Origin of the sequence: Mesorhizobium sp. NZP2077 (assembly GCF_013170805.1) — a bacterium.
Taxonomy (GTDB): domain Bacteria; phylum Pseudomonadota; class Alphaproteobacteria; order Rhizobiales; family Rhizobiaceae; genus Mesorhizobium.
On record NZ_CP051293.1, the window covers coordinates 604,829 to 621,272 of the forward strand.

The window sequence follows — 16,444 nt, forward strand, 5'->3', positions numbered from 1 at the left end:
CCGACCGGTCGCGGCAATAGCGCAGGGCGCGAGCGCTTAAGCCGCGAACACGCCCGAACAAAGCGCCTGCAGTTTCGAAAAGACACCCTTGCCGCCTGATATGACCTGTGTCCCGCTCTGCAGCACCGTCTTTGGGTCTGCCTTCAGAACGGTGCCGCCGGCCTCCTCGATCAACAGCATGCCGGCCAGGCAGTCCCAGGCGTTCATATGCTCATCCACATAGCCAAGCAGCCGGCCCGAGGCCACATAGGCCAACATCAGGGCGCCGGACGCGTTGCGAAAGAAGACGCCGCCTTCGGCCAGTATCCTGCTGATCAGCACGGCGATATTCTCGGCCTCGGCCCGGTTTGAAAATCCGGTTCCCACCGAGCCCTCTTCCAGGCTGGTCGCGGCACTTGTCCTGATCGGCCTGCCGTTGACGAAGGCGCCGCCTCCGAGCCTGCCGTGGAAGGTTTCGCCGGTCGATGGCTCGTGGATGACGCCGACGACCGTCTCCCCGTCCCGTGCACAAGCGATCACCACGCACCAGGCCGGAATGCCGCGCACGAAATTGGCGGTGCCGTCGATGGGATCGATGACCCAGACATAGCCGGTCGAACCAGTGACCGAGGCATGTTCCTCGCCGACGATGCCGTCTTGCGGGTAGTCGGCGGCGATGGCCGCGCGGATGAACAACTCGACTTCGCGATCGGCTTGCGAGACCAGGTCCTGATGGCCCTTGCTCTCGATGGTCAGGCTTTCCAGATCGCGGAAATATTTGAGACCGAGTTCGCCGGCCCGCCGCGCCAGGTCGATGGCAAACTGCGTACGGGCGTCAAGATCATGGGTCACGGGAAAGCTCGCTCTTGCCTCTGGATGCTCCGCACTTAGCAGAGCATCGCTACCGGCAAAAGGACCCGGCGAGACACAAAACGTCAGGCCGCCTGCGACAGCGATTTGTGCGCGTCGGCCAGGATCTCGAACGACCGCACCCGCGCCGCGTGATCGAAGATCTGCGCGGTGACCATCAGCTCGTCGGCGCCGGTGCGGCGCACGAAGGCATCGATGCCCTGGCGGACCGTTTCGGGAGAGCCGACGACGGCGCAGGACAGCGCCTGGCCGAGCATGGTTTTCGCTATCGGGTCGAGATCGCGCTCGTAATTCTCGACCGGCGGCGGCAGTCGTCCCGGCCGGCCGGTGCGCAGATTTACGAAGGCCTGCTGCAGCGAGGTGAACAGCAGCCGCGCCTCGGCATCGGTGGGCGCGGCAAAGACATTGAGGCCGAGCATGACATGCGGCTTGTCGAGCTGTTCCGACGGCTGGAAGCGCGAGCGGTAGATGTCCAGCGCGTGATCGAGTTCGGCCGGCGCGAAATGCGAGGCGAAGGCATAGGGCAGGCCGAGCATGGCGGCGAGCTGCGCGCCGTAGAGGCTGGAGCCGAGAATCCAGACCGGCACGTTCTGGCTCTCGCCGGGCACAGCCCTGAGGCGCTGGCCTTCCTCGGCCGGCAGGAAATAGCCCATCAGCTCGACGACATCCTGCGGGAAATTGTCGACGCCGGCCTCAAGGTTGCGGCGCAAGGCGCGCGCGGTGTTCATGTCGGTGCCGGGCGCCCGGCCGAGGCCGAGATCGATGCGGCCGGGAAACAGGGCAGCCAGCGTGCCGAACTGCTCGGCAATGACCAGCGGCGCATGGTTGGGCAGCATGATGCCGCCGGCGCCGACGCGAATGGTTTTGGTGCCGCCGGCGACATGGGCGATGACCACGGATGTGGCGGCACTGGCGATGCCCGGCATGTTGTGGTGCTCGGCCAGCCAATAGCGCTTGTAGCCCAGCCGCTCGGCATGGCGGGCGAGATCGAGCGAGTTGGCCAGCGACTGCGAGGCATTGCTGCCTTCGACGATCGGCGACAGGTCGAGAACGGACAGTTCGGTCATGCGTTGGTCTCCACGATCTTCTTTTCACGCACTTTGGCCTCGAAGGCCGTGCGGTCGGGAATGATGATGCCGAGCTGGCCTTCCAGCGTGTCGGCGAGTTGGGCGGCGGTGGCTATCTCCGTCTGCTCGGTGCGGCCGCCAAGGTGATGGATCGACAGCCTGACGCCGCGCAATGCGTAACGCCGGTCGGGCGTAGCGCGTGCCGCTATGACGGAGGAGAGGAAATGCGATGCCGGGCTGGTCGACAGGAAGTAGTTGGTGACGGAATAGTCGACCTCGTATTGCGGCTGCAGATCGAAGCGGTAGAGCGAGCGCCAGTCGCCGCCGATGGCGGCCTGCAGGCGGAAATGATCGTCGGCCTCGACGAGGCGGAATGTCTCGTGCGGGGTTTTTTGCTCCGCGCCGGAAACCAGCAGCAGCGGCGCCGTCAGGGTCAGGCCGCCGAAGCCGACATCGGCGATATAGGTCCGACCATCGAGCTCGACGCGCAGCAGCATGTGGCTGCGCGCGGTGATGGCGTCCTCGCTCTGGCCCCAGAGCACGCGCGCGGCCAGGCCGTCGACCTCGAAACCAAGTGCAATCAGAGCATGCATGAAGAGGAGGTTGTGCTCGAAGCAATAGCCGCCACGCCCGCCAAGGACGATCTTGTCCTGCAGCGCGGCAAGATCGAGCCGGACCGGGTGGCCAAGAAAAGGATCGATGTTCTCGAACGGGATCGCCTGCGGGTGGAGGAAATGCAGTGCCTTTAGCGTATCCAGCGACGGGTCCCGCGAACCGGCGTAACCGATGCGAGCGAGATAGGCGTCGAGGTCGAAGGGAACGTCGTTCATCGGGAAGGGGCACCGGCCATTGTCCGGCCGGATATAGGCATTCGATCCGGGCGCCGCAAACACGGCGAGCCGGTCAGGCGGCAGCCTTGCCGTTCTCTTCGACGGGTTCGTCCTCCACCACGGCGGTTTGCTGCGCGGCGAGGAAATTGCCGACATGGCCGAGCCCCTCGAAATGGTCGCAGAACACTTTTATGACGACCAGCAGCGGCACCGCCATCAGCGCGCCGACGAAACCCCACAGCCATGACCAGAAGGCAATGGCGATGAAGATCGCCACGGCGTTGATCTCCAGGCGCCTGCCGACCACCATCGGTGTCACGAACTGGCCTTCGACAATATCGCACAAAAGTACGAAGGCCGGCGCCAGCAGCGCGTAGGAAATGGTGTCGAAGCTGATCAGCGCCATCACCGCGACCAGCACGATGGTCAGCAGCGCGCCGACATAGGGCAGGAAGTTGAACAGGGCGGCGGCGACACCCCAGACCAGCGGGTTGGGCATGCCGAGCGCCCACAAGCCAAGGCCGATGACCGTGCCGAGACCGGCATTGATGATGGTGACGGTGAGCAGATAGTGCGAAATTTCGCGCTCGACGTCATAGACGACGCGCAGCGCCCGCTTCTTCTCGCTGAGGCTGGCGAAGGACTGGATGATCTTCTCGTAGAACATCGTGCCCGAGGCGAGCAGGAACAGCGACAGCACGAAGATGATGGTGAGGCTCGTGCCCGCCGAAAGGATGTTGCTGGCGGCCGCCGACAGGATGCCGGACTGGGCGACCGCCACCTTCTGGATGCCCGGCTCCTGCGAGGTCTCGGTCATTTGCTCGATCTGATGCGAGACCTGCATGATCCTTTCCAGCGGACGCCGCAATTGCGCCAGCCGCTCGGTGAGCTGCTGGCCGATCGACGAGGTGTTGTTGAGCAGATCGATGACCGGGCCTGACAGCAAATAGCCGGCGCTGGCGAAGACGCAAATGGAGAGCAGCACCAGCAAGGTCGCCGACACCACTTCGGGAATGCCACGTTTGCGCAGCAGCCGCACGATCGGCGTCAATGTCAGCGCCAGCAGGAAGGCCAGCATGACCGGCATGAAGAAGGCGCGGGCGAAATAGAGCGCATAGATGGTCATGAAAATGAAGATGCCGACCAGCAGCGAGCGCATCAGATGCGTGTCCGCGCGCGTTTCGGTTCGCGCGTCTTCAACCTCGGCAACGCCTGCGCCCAAAGCGGCGGGTTCGGCTTTCATCACGGTCCCTCATCGGCGCACCGCAATTGGTGCAAACCGTTGAGCGAAAACGCCGGCGTGGCCGCAAGGTTCCGTTAGCCGGCGGGCCCGCTTCCGCGGGCCTAGCCGTTGCTGATCTCACTCAAGCTACGGGCGCTGCTACCACAGGAGCGGATTTCGCCGTTTCCTTGCGCACGATCGGCGCCACCTTGGTCCCGTAGAGTTCGATCGCCTTCATGATCTTGGCGTGCGGCATGGTGCCGATCGCCATCTGCAGCAGGAAGCGATCATTGTTGAAGATCTTGTGCTGGGCGACGATCTTTTCGGCCACCTGCTCCGGACCGCCGACGAACAGGGCGCCGTTGGGACCACGCGACTGGTCGAAATGCGCCCGCGATGTCGGGCCCCAGCCGCGCTCGCGGCCGATGCGGTTCATCACTTCGGCCTGCGGACCGTAAAAATCGTCGGCCGCCTGCTCGGTCGTCTCGGCGATGAAGCCGTGCACGTTGATGCTGGTGGCGAGATCGGCCGGGTCACTGCCGGCGCGTTTGGCCGCCTCGCGGTAGAGGTCGAACAGCGGCGCGAAGCGCGCCGGCTCGCCGCCGATGATGGCGAGCGCCAACGGCAGGCCCAGCGCGCCCGCGCGGGCGGCGGACTGTGGCGTCCCACCAATGGCGATCCAGACCGGCAGCCTGTCCTGAAACGGTCGGGGATAGACGCCGCGATCGTTGATCGGCGCGCGCAGATTGCCGGACCAGGTGACGTTCACCTGATCGCGGATGACGAGCAGCAGATCGAGCTTTTCGGCGAAGAGTTCGTCGTAGTCCTCGAGATTGTAGCCGAACAGCGGGAAGGATTCGATGAACGAACCGCGCCCGGCCATGATCTCGGCACGGCCGCCCGACAGAAGATCGAGCGTGGCGAACTGCTGGAAGACGCGGACCGGATCGTCCGAGGAGAGCACGGTGACCGCGCTGGTCAGCTTGATGCGTTTCGAGCGCTCGGCAGCCGCCGCCAGGGCCACGACCGGCGCTGAGGCGGCGTAGTCAGGCCGGTGATGCTCGCCCAGGCCGAAGACGTCGAGACCGACCTGGTCGGCCAGTTCGACCTCCTCGATCAGGTTGCGCAGCCGCTCATGCGGCCCGATGGCACCGGGGCCCGGCCGCGGGCTGACGTCGGCAAAAGTGTAGAGACCGAGTTCCATGTGATGTCATCCTGGTGTTGGGTTTTGCCGCTAGACGTAGCGACGGTACAGCCTCGCCGCCAGAGAGGCTGACGGTGAACAGTGCATGTCGGATTTCGGCCGTCAGGGCGTCTCCCGCGTGCAACATCGTGGAATTTCATGGCTGGCATACCGTTTTGGCGCTTGAACTCTCGGCATTCGCGCGTATGTAAGCGTCGCGAATTGACTTCAGGGAAGTGGACTTGGCTATCTACAGGGAAAAAGATATTTTCGAGCGGCGCAATGCCGCGAACGAGGCAAAGAAGGCGCTTCTGGAGCGCTTCAAGTCGAAGCCGGCGGCAGATGATCCTGCAGTCGTGGCGCGACAGGCCGAACGCAAGGCAATCCTCGAGGCCCGCGAGATTCGCGAAGCTGAAAAGGCAAGGCTGAAGCAGGAGAAGCTGGCACGCGAGGCGGTCGAGAAGGCCGAGCGCGAGGCAGCGGCCGAAGCGGCGCGCATTGCGGCCGAAGAGGCGGCACAGGCTGAAGCGAAGATCAAGGAGGCCGAAGAGACCGAGCGCATTGCTCGCTTGCTGGCCGACGAAGCCGAGCGCAAGGCAAAACGCGACGCACGCTACGCGGCGCGCAAGCAGCGCACCGGCAGAACGCCCCCAGGCTTCTCAGCCCGCTAACGTCTTAGCGGCCAAGCTTCGAAATTTGGAACCAGGGTCGCCTTACAGCGGCCCTGAAGGCGTTTGCGTGAACGCAAGGCTCTGAGCCTCTCCGAGGCAGATCGTGCCAGCGGCCCGCCCTCGGACCAAGTCCGAGGACGGACGCTTGGACGCATTCAGGCCGCGAACTTCAGCCCCATAATGCCGCAGACGATCAGCGCGATGCAGGCCAGCCTGATCGCGGTGGCGGGCTCGCCGAGCAGCCAGATGCCGAGCAGCGCCGTGCCGACGGTGCCGATGCCGGTCCACACCGCATAGGCGGTGCCGACGGGAAGCGCCTTTAGCGCCAGTCCAAGCAAAGTAAGGCTGACGATCATCGAGGCGACGGTCAGGACCGTCGGCACCAGTTTCGAGAAACCATCGGTATATTTGAGGCCGATCGCCCAGCCGATTTCGAACAAGCCGGCGAAAAACAGAAGAATCCATGACATCGGGAACGCTCCATCCAGCACCGGTCCGGAGACAAATCCGCTCCTCGGATGCTGATCATAGTGGCGGGTCGTCCCGACCGAATTTTCCGGGTGGCGCGGGGTCGTCCCCGCACCACAAATATAGGGCTGTCCAAACGCCCGATCAACCCGGCGGCATTGACTGACACCGCCGGTGGGATTTCGTGACCTGCCGAGGCCTACTTTTCCTTGATGCGCATCGCCTTGACCGGCGGCGCCTTCAGGGCGGGAGCGGCTACAGGCTTCTTGGCATCCTTCTTCGGCTTGCGGGCTTCCTTGCCTGCCTTCATCGCACCTTTAGCCATGATTCGTTCCTCCAGTTGCGGGATGCAGAGTGAAACAAGAGAAACGCTTTGCTGCAAGGGGGCAGCGCGTCTGTCGCGACTGCCGGTCGACGGCTTTCAACCGGTTTCTAATTTGCTCGTAAACCATCCCGGTCCGTGCCATTCTCATTTTCGCACTGCAGCATCGACCCGCGCATTCGCCGGGTGATCGTCAGGCAGGCCGGTCAGGACGACAATGCGGATCCACATCGGCTGCGAGATGAGTTTCGACTTCCCGCAGGAAACGCCGCTTATCGCGATGCTCAATGTCCACTATTCCCGCGCCTCCGATCTCGAGCGCCCGGATTTTTTGACCTCGAATCCGCCGGTGCCGATCGAGAGCTATCGCGACAGTTTCGGCAATTGGTGCAACCGCTTCGTGGCTCCGCCCGGCCGGTTCACATTCGGCACCGATGCGGTCATCCGCGCGCCCGGCACCTTCGAGATGAGCGAGCTGATGGCATGGCAGCACGAGGTGCGCGACCTGCCGGCGGAAACGCTGCTGTTCCTGCTGCCCAGCCGGTTTTGCGAGAGCGACCTTCTGGCCAGCGAAGCGTGGCGGCTGTTCGGCCATACGCCGCTCGGCATCCCGCGCGTGCAGGCGGTGTGCGATTTCGTCCACAACCACATCGTCTTCAGCTACGGCAACGCGCGGCCGACACGCACCGCGGCGGAAACCTATCGCGAGCAGAGCGGCGTGTGCCGCGATTTCGCGCATCTCGCCGTCACCTTCTGCCGGGCGCTCAATATCCCGACACGTTACTGCACCGGTTACATCAGCGATATCGGCATGCCGAAACCGTGGTCGAGCATGGATTTTGCTGCCTGGATGGAAGTCTATCTCGGTGGCCGCTGGCACGTCTTCGACCCGCGCAACAATGCGCCGCGCATCGGCCGTATCCTGATCGCCTCCGGACGCGACGCGGCGGATGTGCCGCTGACCCATATTTTCGGACCAGGGCTACTCGCCGGTTTCAAGGTGTGGACCGACGAGATCGTCGAGTAGAAGGCTTTCCTGCTCGCAAGTCTTCAACCGTCTGAGCGGCTGGGCGGTTCGCGCGTTTTGCTGCCTGTGGAGCTTCGGCGGCAGGGCCGTTACAATGGGTATCCTGACGAGGGCAAGATTGCATGGCCGGGCGTGGCGGCTCGAAAACGGTTATCTACGCGGCGCTGGCCGGCAATCTGGCGATCGCGCTGACCAAATTCGCCGCCGCATTCTTCACCGGCAGTTCGGCGATGTTGTCGGAAGGCGTGCACTCGCTGGTCGATACCGGCAATGGCGGCCTGCTGCTCTACGGCATGCATCGAGCGGCGCGGCCGGCCGACCGCACGCATCCGCTCGGCCACGGCCGCGAACTTTACTTCTGGAGCTTCATCGTCGCCCTGCTGGTCTTCGCGCTCGGCGCCGGCGTGTCGCTCTACGAGGGCATCGTCCACATCATGGCGCCGGAGCCGGTCGCCAACGTCAAGGTGAACTATGTCGTTCTCGGCCTGTCCTTCCTGTTCGAAGGCAGTTCCTGGATGGTGGCGCTGAAGGAATTCCGCCGAGAGAAAGGCAACCAGAGCTGGCTGCAAGCGGTGCAATCAAGCAAGGATCCGAGCGTCTATACAGTGCTGTTCGAGGACAGTGCGGCGCTCCTCGGCCTGATCGTCGCCTTTGCCGGCATATTGGCGGCGGAGCTGCTGGAGATGCCGGAGCTCGATGGCGCCGCCTCGATCGGCATCGGGCTGATCCTGGGCGCAACGGCGATCTTCCTGGCCCGCGAAAGCAAGGGCCTGCTCATCGGCGAGCCGGCCTCGCCCGAGGTGCAGAAAAAGGTGCTGGCGATCGCCCAGCAGGATCCGGCGGTGCAGCGGGCCAACGGCGTGCTGACCGTCCACATGGGACCGCAAGAGATCGTTGCCGGCTTGAGCATCGAATTCGAGGACCATCTGACGGCGCCGGAGATCGAGGCCTGTGTCGAGCGCATTGAGGCCCGGTTGAAGCAGGAAATGCCGGAGATCACGCGGCTGTTCGTCAAGCCGCAGACGACAGGCACCTGGGAGCAGCGGCGCAAGCTGATCGAAGCGGCGTCCAACTAGAGCGCTTCACCGTTTCATGGAAACGGCGAACCGCTCTGACTCCTGGTTTTGACGCAATTCCGGACGGAAAACCGCTCACACTTTTCCTGGAATTGCCAGTCCTGGACCAGCACTGCAGTGTTGGCCCCACCACCTGGTCCCGCTAAGATCAGTCGATGGATTTCGGAGGAACAACCATGAAGATCGATGGCGGGTGCCATTGCGGCGCCATCACCTATGAAGCGGAAGTCGACCCGGCAAAGACTTCGATCTGTCATTGCACGGACTGCCAGCAACTGACGGGCACGGCCTTTCGCGTCTCGGTGCGGGTGCCGGAGGAGAACTACCGGATCACCAGGGGCACACCCAAGGTCTATATCAAGACCGGAGCCAGCGGCGCCAAGCGCGCCCAGGGCTTTTGCGGCGAGTGCGGTTCGCATCTCTATGCGACGTCGGTCGGTGACGGGCCAAAGGTTTACGGCATCCGGGTCGGTACGGCACGGCAGCGTGACGAACTGGTCCCGCAGACGCAATACTGGCATCGCTCGGCGCTGCACTGGCTGCCTGAATTCGAGGGCACCAAGATCGTGGAAGAGCAGTAGCAGCTGCCTCTCGGTCGAAAGCCGCCCAGGACAAACAATTGTGTGCTAGCGTGGCTTGCCATCAAACAGGCGGGTGATAGCCATGTTGGAAACGGACAAGTTGTTTGCCGGCTCGATCCCGGAAAACTACGACCGCTATATGGTGCCGCTGATTTTCGAACCGTTCGCCGCGGACCTTGCACCCAGAGCCGCGTCCTTCTCGCCCAGCGCCGTCCTGGAAGTGGCCGCCGGCACCGGCGTCGTCACCCGCGCCCTGGCGCCAAAATTATCCCCTGACGCAAGTTATGTCGTGTCCGACCTCAATCAGCCGATGCTCGACTACGCCGCTTCGCGACAAGCGCAGGACAGTCGCATCCAATGGCGCCAGGCCGATGCAATGGCGCTGCCGTTTGAAGACGCGGCCTTCGATCTGGTTTGCTGCCAGTTCGGCGCGATGTTCTTTCCCAGCCGCCCCTCCGCCTACCGCGAAGCAAGGCGGGTGCTGAAACCCGGCGGGCATTTTCTGTTCAACGTATGGGATCGCATCGAAGAGAATGTGTTTGCCGATGATGTGACCAATGCCCTGGCCAGGATTTTTCCGAACGATCCACCACGCTTCCTGGCCCGCACGCCGCACGGCTACCACGATACGGCACTGATCCGCAGAGACCTCGAGGAGGCAGGTTTCTCCGGTGTGGCGATCGAGACGAAGGCCGAACAAAGTCGGGCACCCTCGCCGCGCATTCCGGCCGTTGCCTATTGCCAGGGAACAGTGCTCCGCACCGAAATCGAGGCCCGGGATCCGGGCAAACTCGACGCTGCAACGGACTATGCAGCAGCCGCGATTGCTGCCAGGCATGGCAGCGGCGCGGTTGCCGCCAAAATTCAGGCACATGTCATCGTGGCTGTGGCCTAGGTGGGAACTGCCCTCTAGTCGTCGCCTTCAACGACCCGCAGCCTGAGCTGGCCGGTCTTTGAATCGGCTACGCGCGGGCCGGGTTCGAGTTTCGCGGCCGGTGCACGTGACGGCGTCTCCGGATGCGCATCGCCTTCAACTTGCACGCCGAACTCCAGCGCCTCGATCTTCTGGCCGCGCTTGGTCACCTTCGAGGTCGAGACGAGGATGTCGTCGATGTCCTTGGCCGACTGGCCGAAATGCACCTGCAGCTTGCGCACGCGCTCGTCGACACGTTGCACATCCTCCATCAGCCGGATCACCTCGCCCTGGATCAGATGCGCTTGTTCGCGCATGCGGGCATCCTTGAGGATCGCCTGGATGACCTGGATCGACAGCATCAGCAGCGACGGCGAGACGATGACGATGCGGGCGCGGTGCGCCTTGTGGACGATAGCCTCGAAATTCTCGTGGATCTCGGCGAACACCGATTCCGAGGGCACGAACATGAAAGCGGTGTCCTGCGTCTCGCCCTGGATCAGATATTTTTCCGAGATATCGCGGACATGGATCTCGATGTCGCGGCGGAAGGCCTGCGAAGCAACCTTCTGCAGGTCGGCGCCATCGGCGGCGCGGATGGCATTCCAGGCTTCCAGCGGAAATTTTGCGTCGATGGCCAGCGACGGCGCGCCGTTCGGCATCTTCACCAGGCAATCCGGCCGGCTGCCGTTCGACAGGGTCGCCTGGAATTCGTATGCGCCCATCGGCAGGCCGTCGGCGACGATCGCCTCCATGCGCGACTGACCGAAGGCGCCGCGCGTCTGCTTGTTGGAGAGTATGGCCTGCAGCTGTACGACCTGGCCGGCAAGCGACTGGATGTTGCCTTGTGCGACATCGATGATCGCCAGCCGCTCCTGCAGTTTGGCCAGGCTCTCATGCGTGGATTTGGTCTGCTCGGTCATGGTCTGGCCGAGTCGGCCTGTCATGGCGTCGAGCCGCTGGCCGATCGACTGCGTCAGCTCCGCCTGGCGTGCGCCGAACACTTCGGCGATGGCGCCCATGCGGCCCTGCATTTCGGCCTGGCTTTGCAATATGCCGGCCATCCGTGCCTCGGCATCGCGGGCATGGTCGGCGGCTTCCGCGGCAGCGACCGCGCGCGCCTTGGCCGACCGCCACAGCGCGATGACCAGCGCCACGAACAGGCCGAGAAACAGCAAAGCGCCGAAGGCCAGCGCGTGGCCGAGCGTGATTGTCGAGGCGCCAAGCCGTGCGATGGGCTGCGAAAGGATGCTACTCAGATCATTCATGTGGACAGCATAGCCGATTCGGCCTGATCGCACAGATCAAAACAAGAACACGGCTTGGATGCCCCGGTTGACGCTTTTCGCTGGACGTCTTACGTGGGACGCCATGCCGATCAAGCCGCTCATCATCCTTCCCGATCCCATCCTGCGCCAGCTTTCCAAGCCGGTGGAGCGCGTCGACGCGCCTTTGCGCAAGCTGGCCGACGACATGCTGGCGACCATGTATGACGCGCCCGGCATCGGGCTGGCGGCGATCCAGATCGGCGAGCCTGTGCGCATGCTGGTGATCGACCTCGCCAAGGAAGACGAAACGCCGGCGCCGCATGTCTTCATCAACCCGCAGGTGCTGAGCAGCGCCGACGCGCGTTCGGTTTACGAGGAAGGCTGCCTGTCGATCCCCGACTATTACGCCGAGGTCGAACGCCCGGCTTCCGTTCGCGTGAAATATCTCGATCGCGACGGCAAGCTGCAGGAGATGGAGGCCGAGGGCCTGATGGCGACCTGCCTGCAGCACGAGATCGACCATCTCAACGGCGTGCTGTTCATCGACCACATCTCGAAGCTGAAGCGCGACATGGTGGTGAAGAAATTCAAGAAGCTCGCCAAGGACAAGGCGCAAGGCAAGCTGGTGGGATAGGGGAAAATGCCCCTTCGCGTCATCTTCATGGGCACGCCGGAGTTTTCGGTGCCGACGTTGCGCGCCATCGCCGAAGCCGGACATGAGATTTCCGGCGTCTACACGCAGCCGCCGCGGGCCGCCGGACGGCGCGGGTTGGAGCTGACGCCGTCGCCGGTGCAGCGCGAGGCCGAGCGGCTGGGCGTCGAGGTGCGTACGCCGACTTCGCTGAAAAGCGAGGCCGAGCAGGCCGCGTTCCATGCCCTGCAGGCCGATATCGCCGTGGTCGTCGCCTATGGTTTGCTGCTGCCGAAGGCTATTCTCGACGCGCCCCGGCTTGGCTGCATCAACGGCCATGCGTCGCTTCTGCCACGCTGGCGCGGTGCCGCCCCCATGCAGCGCGCCATCATGGCTGGAGACCTGGAAAGCGGCATGATGGTGATGCGCATGGAAGAGGGCCTGGACACCGGACCGGTGGGCTTGCTTGAAAAATGCGCTGTCGACCCCGATATGACAGCCGGCGATCTGCATGATCGGTTGATGAGTGTCGGTGCTGCCCTGATGGTGGAAGCGCTGGCGCGGCTGGAAAGGAACACCCTGACATTTACCGCGCAAGCGGCGGAAGGGGTGACTTACGCCAGAAAAATCGATAAATCCGAGACGCATGTGGACTGGACGCGGCCTGCGGCCGAGGTCCATAACCATATTCGCGGCCTGTCGCCCTTTCCCGGCGCCTGGTCCGAAATTGACATTGGCGGCCGCATGGAGCGGCTGAAACTGCTTCGCTCGACGCTGTCCCAAGGCCTGTCGCCTTTGGAAGATTCGGGCGAGTCGGGAGGAATTCTCGATGACCGGCTGACGGTCGCCTGCGGGGCAGGTGCGGTCAGGTTGGTCGAAGTTCAACGTGCGGGTGGAAAGCCCGCCGCCGCGTCGGAATTCCTGCGCGGAGCCAAGATCGTAAAAGGAATGAAGTTCTCATGAGCATGATGTCGATACGCGCGGCAACGCCGCGGGATCGCGAGGCCATTCGCCTCGTCGAAGAACACGCTTTCGGCCAGCAGGCGGAGGCCGGGCTGGTCGACGCGCTGGTCACCGGCGGCGACGCGGTCGTCGAACTGGTGGCAGAAGAAGACGGCCAGGTGGTCGGCCACATCCTGTTTTCGCGGCTGTTCGTCAGCAATGGCGGCAAGAGCTTTGCGGCCGTGGCGCTGGCGCCGCTGGCTGTGGAGCCTTCGTTCCATGGCAGCGGTATTGGCGGCGCGCTGATCCGCGAGGCGCATATCCGTCTCAGGGATGCCGGCGAGACGCTGGCCGTGGTGCTGGGCGACCCGGCCTATTACGGCCGTTTCGGCTACAGCCATGCGCGTGCCGAAAAGTTCGAGAGCGAATACCAGGGTGAGGCGCTGCAGGCGCTGGCCTGGGGCGACGCTCCGGAGGCCGGCAGGCTGGTCTACGCTTCGGCCTTCACCGCTCTCGCCGCGTAGAGCAGTCCACCGTTTTCATGGAAACGGTGACCTGCTCTACCTCTTTGTTTTAACGCAATTCCGGACGGAAACCCGTTTCACACTTTTCCTGGAATTGCTCGAGGCGAGAGCTGTAGCCGCAAATGCCGCGTTTTCGCCTCGACATCGAATATGACGGCAGCCTGTTTGCCGGCTGGCAGCACCAGGCCGATCAGCCTTCGGTGCAGCAGGCGATCGAGCAGGCGATCGAAAAATTCAGCGGCGAGGCGGTGCGGATGCGCGCCGCCGGCCGCACCGACGCCGGCGTGCATGCGACCGCCCAGGTGGCGCATGTCGACCTCGCCAAGGCGTGGCCTGAAGACAAGGTGCGCGATGCGATCAACGCGCATCTGCAGGCGGCCGCCGCGCATGTCGCCATCCTGAAGGCGACAATCGTCCCGGACGATTTCGATGCGCGCTTCTCGGCCACCGGCCGCCACTACCTCTACCGCATCCTCAACCGCCGCGCGCCGGCGGCCCTGGACAAGGGCAAGGTGTGGTGGGTGCCGAAGCGGCTCGACGCCGGCGCCATGCATGAGGCAGCGAAAATCCTGCTTGGCCGGCATGATTTCACCACCTTCCGTTCGACCCAATGCCAGGCCAACAGTCCGATCCGGACGCTGGAGCGGCTCGATGTGAGCCGGCACGGTGATCTGATCGAAGTAAGGGCTTCGGCGCGCTCCTTCCTGCACAATCAGGTGCGCTCCATGGTCGGCTCGCTCAAGCGCGTCGGCGATGGCGGCTGGACCGAGGCCGACCTCAAGGCGGCGCTCGAAGCACGCGACCGCGCCGCCTGCGGCCAGGTGGCGCCGCCCGACGGCCTTTTCCTCATTGACGTCGATTATCCCTGAAAAAAGTCCGGAGGCTTTATTCGGAATAGAGATGAAGGCTCTATTCGGAATAGAGTTTGGAGGCTCTACCCCGGAGACAGCCCGGAAAGGCTTTGAGCCCCGATATCGTCGGGGACAGTGATGCCAAGGAGCATCTGCAACCCGAACAGCACCAATAACGAAGCGATGAACATGCCGGCGAAAACGGCGGTGCCGACTGCCGCGCCTTTGCCGATCGTGGCGTTGGTCATGCGCCAGGTCAGCACCATCGACAGGGCAAACAGCAGCAGCGACACAAGGCTCGAGACCTGGCTCGCCGAAGACAGGAAAAGCCGGATCAGGGCCGAAGGCAGCATCAGCCAGGCGGTGATGGCCGAGGCCCAGTTGCTGGCGACGACATAGTGGACGAAGCGCCCGCCAATGCCGGCGCGCCGGGCGACCAGAGCGAGCGCGACCAGCGGCAGCACCCAGGAGCCGATATCGACCGTCGCCAGCCGCATCAGCATGCTGAAGCGGCCGGCGAAGGCATCGGGATCGCCGATCTCGTTGGCGATGCCGACCCAGCCGACGATCAGCGCTGGCGCGGCAACGACGATGGCGAAAAAGGAATTCCAGAAGCCATCGGCCGAAAGGTCGAGCAGCCGCAGGCCGTCGACCTTGCCGAGCATCAGTCGCCAGGCGCCGGTCAGCGAAGCTTGGGTCTCGTCCGCCGTAAGCATGCTGCTCAACCCTGTCCGAACCAGTCTTCGATGAAGCGCTGGTAAATCCGCGTCAGCGCTTCGAGATCGGCGATGGCGACACGCTCGTCGACCATGTGCATGGTCTTGCCGACCAGGCCGAACTCGACCACCGGACAATAATCCTTGATGAAGCGCGCATCCGACGTGCCGCCGGAGGTCGACAGCGTCGGCTCCTTGCCGACCGCCGCCTTGATCGAGCCGGCAAGCGTCTCGATCAGCTTGTCGTCACGGGTCAGGAAGACATGGCTCGGCCGGTCGCGCCAGATGAGATCATAGTCGACCGGCGTCTTCTTGCCCGGCCGGTACTTCTTGCGTTTGGCTGCCTGGTCGAGCCGGTTGTGGATTTCGGCCTGCACGGTCTCGGCCGTCCAGGTATCGTTGAAGCGGATGTTGAAGATCGCAGTGGCTTTTGCCGGAATGACATTGGTAGCCGGGTTGCCGACATCGATGGAGGTCACCTCCAGATTGGTCGGCTGGAAATCCTTGGTTCCCTTGTCGAAGGCGGGGTGCAGCAAGGCATCGACGAGACCCATCAGCCCGCGCACCGGATTGTCGGCAAGTTGCGGATAGGCGGCATGGCCCTGGCGGCCATTGACGGTGACCGAACCGGACATCGAGCCGCGGCGGCCGATCTTGATCATGTCGCCGAGCGCATCCGGGTTGGTCGGTTCGCCGACGATCGAGGCATCCCATTTTTCGCCCCTCGAAGCGGCCCATTCGAGCAGCTTGACCGTGCCGTTGATTGCCGGGCCTTCCTCATCGCCGGTGACCAGCAGTGAGACCGAACCCTTGGGACCGCCATGCGTCTCGACACAGCGCGCCACGGCGGCGATGAAGCAGGCAATGCCGCCCTTCATGTCGACCGCGCCACGGCCATACATCTCGCCATTGGCGATCTCGGCGGCGAAGGGCGGATGCGTCCAGGCTGCTTCATCGCCGACCGGCACCACGTCGGTATGGCCGGCGAACATCAGATGCGGGCCAGTGCCGGACCGCCGTGCATAGAGGTTCTCGATGTCGGGAGTGCCGTCTTCCGAAAACACCGGCCGGTCGACCAGGAAGCCGAGCGGTTTCAGCATCGTTTCCAGCGCGCTCAGCGCGCCGCCTTCGGCTGGTGTCACCGAGGCGCAACGGATGAGGGCGGCAAGGTTTTCGGCGGGGTCGGTCGGCAGCGTCATGGCAAAAGCGATAGTCGAAAGCTGAGGGCCTGTCACGGCCCGACATAGAGGCCAGGCCAATGGCAGACGATGCCGCCGACATTATGGTTTTCATGTCGTATAGT

The 16,444-nt window shown here is 63.8% G+C and carries 19 protein-coding genes; 9 read left to right on the top strand and 10 right to left on the bottom strand.

Annotated features, from left to right (window positions below):
• Positions 1-36: 36 nt before the first annotated feature.
• The 5 genes from HGP13_RS02820 to HGP13_RS02840 all read right to left on the bottom strand — a co-directional run bounded on the left by HGP13_RS02820 (position 37) and on the right by HGP13_RS02840 (position 5,172).
• Positions 37-831, bottom strand: a complete 795-nt coding sequence (locus HGP13_RS02820; RefSeq protein ID WP_172221218.1) for an inositol monophosphatase family protein — start codon at positions 829-831, stop codon at positions 37-39.
• 83 nt (positions 832-914) lie between these two features.
• Positions 915-1,916, bottom strand: a complete 1,002-nt coding sequence (locus HGP13_RS02825; protein WP_172221221.1) for an LLM class flavin-dependent oxidoreductase — start codon at positions 1,914-1,916, stop codon at positions 915-917.
• Positions 1,913-2,902, bottom strand: a complete 990-nt coding sequence (locus HGP13_RS02830; RefSeq protein ID WP_246707264.1) for an arylamine N-acetyltransferase — start codon at positions 2,900-2,902, stop codon at positions 1,913-1,915. The genes HGP13_RS02825 and HGP13_RS02830 overlap by 4 nt, the downstream gene beginning before the upstream one ends.
• Positions 2,820-3,989: an AI-2E family transporter gene (locus tag HGP13_RS02835; protein WP_172221227.1), complete on the bottom strand. Its 1,170-nt coding sequence runs from the start codon at positions 3,987-3,989 to the stop codon at positions 2,820-2,822. The genes HGP13_RS02830 and HGP13_RS02835 overlap by 83 nt, the downstream gene beginning before the upstream one ends.
• 121 nt (positions 3,990-4,110) lie before the next feature.
• Complete coding sequence (locus HGP13_RS02840; protein WP_172221230.1) at positions 4,111-5,172, bottom strand: LLM class flavin-dependent oxidoreductase; 1,062 nt, start codon at positions 5,170-5,172, stop codon at positions 4,111-4,113.
• Positions 5,173-5,393: 221 nt separating this feature from the next.
• Between HGP13_RS02840 and HGP13_RS02845 the strand changes: the two genes are divergently transcribed.
• Complete coding sequence (locus tag HGP13_RS02845; RefSeq protein ID WP_027032379.1) at positions 5,394-5,822, top strand: DUF6481 family protein; 429 nt, start codon at positions 5,394-5,396, stop codon at positions 5,820-5,822.
• Positions 5,823-5,977: 155 nt separating this feature from the next.
• Here HGP13_RS02845 and sugE read toward each other — a convergent pair whose 3' ends face one another.
• Together sugE and HGP13_RS38505 are read right to left on the bottom strand one after the other, a co-directional pair.
• Positions 5,978-6,292, bottom strand: coding sequence for a quaternary ammonium compound efflux SMR transporter SugE (gene sugE / locus HGP13_RS02850; protein ID WP_064990686.1), 315 nt, complete (start codon positions 6,290-6,292; stop codon positions 5,978-5,980).
• 197 nt (positions 6,293-6,489) lie between these two features.
• Complete coding sequence (locus HGP13_RS38505; RefSeq protein WP_023772267.1) at positions 6,490-6,615, bottom strand: hypothetical protein; 126 nt, start codon at positions 6,613-6,615, stop codon at positions 6,490-6,492.
• Positions 6,616-6,829: 214 nt separating this feature from the next.
• Here HGP13_RS38505 and HGP13_RS02855 point away from each other — a divergent pair, with 214 nt between their 5' ends.
• The 4 genes from HGP13_RS02855 (at position 6,830) to HGP13_RS02870 (ending at position 10,191) form a co-directional block, all read left to right on the top strand.
• Positions 6,830-7,639 (top strand): transglutaminase family protein, encoded by an 810-nt coding sequence (locus HGP13_RS02855; RefSeq protein ID WP_172221233.1) that lies wholly within the window; start codon positions 6,830-6,832, stop codon positions 7,637-7,639.
• A gap of 122 nt (positions 7,640-7,761) precedes the next feature.
• A complete protein-coding gene (locus HGP13_RS02860; protein WP_172221236.1) occupies positions 7,762-8,715 on the top strand; it encodes a cation diffusion facilitator family transporter in 954 nt (317 codons plus the stop codon).
• Positions 8,716-8,891: 176 nt separating this feature from the next.
• Positions 8,892-9,296, top strand: coding sequence for a GFA family protein (locus HGP13_RS02865; RefSeq protein ID WP_172221239.1), 405 nt, complete (start codon positions 8,892-8,894; stop codon positions 9,294-9,296).
• A gap of 82 nt (positions 9,297-9,378) precedes the next feature.
• Positions 9,379-10,191: a methyltransferase domain-containing protein gene (locus HGP13_RS02870; protein WP_172221242.1), complete on the top strand. Its 813-nt coding sequence runs from the start codon at positions 9,379-9,381 to the stop codon at positions 10,189-10,191.
• 14 nt (positions 10,192-10,205) lie between these two features.
• Here the strand turns inward: HGP13_RS02870 and HGP13_RS02875 are convergent, their stop codons facing one another.
• On the bottom strand, positions 10,206-11,477 hold the full coding sequence (locus tag HGP13_RS02875; protein WP_172221245.1) for a DNA recombination protein RmuC: 1,272 nt from the start codon (positions 11,475-11,477) through the stop codon (positions 10,206-10,208).
• Between the two features lie 103 nt (positions 11,478-11,580).
• Here HGP13_RS02875 and def point away from each other — a divergent pair, with 103 nt between their 5' ends.
• From def to truA, 4 genes are all read left to right on the top strand, one after another.
• Entirely contained in the window at positions 11,581-12,111 is a 531-nt protein-coding gene (gene def, locus HGP13_RS02880; protein ID WP_172234597.1) for a peptide deformylase, read from the top strand.
• A gap of 6 nt (positions 12,112-12,117) precedes the next feature.
• Positions 12,118-13,071 (top strand): methionyl-tRNA formyltransferase, encoded by a 954-nt coding sequence (fmt, locus tag HGP13_RS02885; protein ID WP_172221248.1) that lies wholly within the window; start codon positions 12,118-12,120, stop codon positions 13,069-13,071.
• Positions 13,068-13,574: an N-acetyltransferase gene (locus tag HGP13_RS02890; protein ID WP_172221251.1), complete on the top strand. Its 507-nt coding sequence runs from the start codon at positions 13,068-13,070 to the stop codon at positions 13,572-13,574. The genes fmt and HGP13_RS02890 overlap by 4 nt, the downstream gene beginning before the upstream one ends.
• A gap of 122 nt (positions 13,575-13,696) precedes the next feature.
• Positions 13,697-14,443, top strand: a complete 747-nt coding sequence (truA, locus tag HGP13_RS02895; RefSeq protein ID WP_172221254.1) for a tRNA pseudouridine(38-40) synthase TruA — start codon at positions 13,697-13,699, stop codon at positions 14,441-14,443.
• A gap of 65 nt (positions 14,444-14,508) precedes the next feature.
• Here truA and HGP13_RS02900 read toward each other — a convergent pair whose 3' ends face one another.
• Both HGP13_RS02900 and dapE read right to left on the bottom strand, forming a co-directional pair.
• Positions 14,509-15,141: a transporter gene (locus HGP13_RS02900; RefSeq protein WP_172221257.1), complete on the bottom strand. Its 633-nt coding sequence runs from the start codon at positions 15,139-15,141 to the stop codon at positions 14,509-14,511.
• A 5-nt stretch (positions 15,142-15,146) separates the two neighbouring features.
• Positions 15,147-16,340 carry a succinyl-diaminopimelate desuccinylase gene (dapE, locus tag HGP13_RS02905; RefSeq protein WP_172221260.1) on the bottom strand — a complete coding sequence of 398 codons (1,194 nt, stop codon included), beginning with the start codon at positions 16,338-16,340 and terminating at the stop codon, positions 15,147-15,149.
• Between the last annotated feature and the right edge of the window lie 104 nt (positions 16,341-16,444).

What these genes read in the sequence shown, in the direction of transcription:
- sugE (WP_064990686.1), bottom strand. Translation starts at nt 6,292, where the DNA reads ATGTCATGGATTCTTCTGTTTTTCGCCGGCTTGTTCGAAATCGGCTGG.
- fmt (WP_172221248.1), top strand. Translation starts at nt 12,118, where the DNA reads ATGCCCCTTCGCGTCATCTTCATGGGCACGCCGGAGTTTTCGGTGCCG.
- HGP13_RS02900 (WP_172221257.1), bottom strand. Translation starts at nt 15,141, where the DNA reads ATGCTTACGGCGGACGAGACCCAAGCTTCGCTGACCGGCGCCTGGCGA.
- HGP13_RS02865 (WP_172221239.1), top strand. Translation starts at nt 8,892, where the DNA reads ATGAAGATCGATGGCGGGTGCCATTGCGGCGCCATCACCTATGAAGCG.
- HGP13_RS02890 (WP_172221251.1), top strand. Translation starts at nt 13,068, where the DNA reads ATGAGCATGATGTCGATACGCGCGGCAACGCCGCGGGATCGCGAGGCC.
- HGP13_RS02825 (WP_172221221.1), bottom strand. Translation starts at nt 1,916, where the DNA reads ATGACCGAACTGTCCGTTCTCGACCTGTCGCCGATCGTCGAAGGCAGC.
- HGP13_RS02835 (WP_172221227.1), bottom strand. Translation starts at nt 3,989, where the DNA reads ATGAAAGCCGAACCCGCCGCTTTGGGCGCAGGCGTTGCCGAGGTTGAA.
- HGP13_RS02860 (WP_172221236.1), top strand. Translation starts at nt 7,762, where the DNA reads ATGGCCGGGCGTGGCGGCTCGAAAACGGTTATCTACGCGGCGCTGGCC.
- truA (WP_172221254.1), top strand. Translation starts at nt 13,697, where the DNA reads ATGCCGCGTTTTCGCCTCGACATCGAATATGACGGCAGCCTGTTTGCC.
- HGP13_RS02830 (WP_246707264.1), bottom strand. Translation starts at nt 2,902, where the DNA reads ATGTCGGCAATTTCCTCGCCGCGCAGCAAACCGCCGTGGTGGAGGACG.
- HGP13_RS02875 (WP_172221245.1), bottom strand. Translation starts at nt 11,477, where the DNA reads ATGAATGATCTGAGTAGCATCCTTTCGCAGCCCATCGCACGGCTTGGC.
- HGP13_RS02870 (WP_172221242.1), top strand. Translation starts at nt 9,379, where the DNA reads ATGTTGGAAACGGACAAGTTGTTTGCCGGCTCGATCCCGGAAAACTAC.
- HGP13_RS02855 (WP_172221233.1), top strand. Translation starts at nt 6,830, where the DNA reads ATGCGGATCCACATCGGCTGCGAGATGAGTTTCGACTTCCCGCAGGAA.
- def (WP_172234597.1), top strand. Translation starts at nt 11,581, where the DNA reads ATGCCGATCAAGCCGCTCATCATCCTTCCCGATCCCATCCTGCGCCAG.
- dapE (WP_172221260.1), bottom strand. Translation starts at nt 16,340, where the DNA reads ATGACGCTGCCGACCGACCCCGCCGAAAACCTTGCCGCCCTCATCCGT.
- HGP13_RS38505 (WP_023772267.1), bottom strand. Translation starts at nt 6,615, where the DNA reads ATGGCTAAAGGTGCGATGAAGGCAGGCAAGGAAGCCCGCAAGCCGAAG.
- HGP13_RS02840 (WP_172221230.1), bottom strand. Translation starts at nt 5,172, where the DNA reads ATGGAACTCGGTCTCTACACTTTTGCCGACGTCAGCCCGCGGCCGGGC.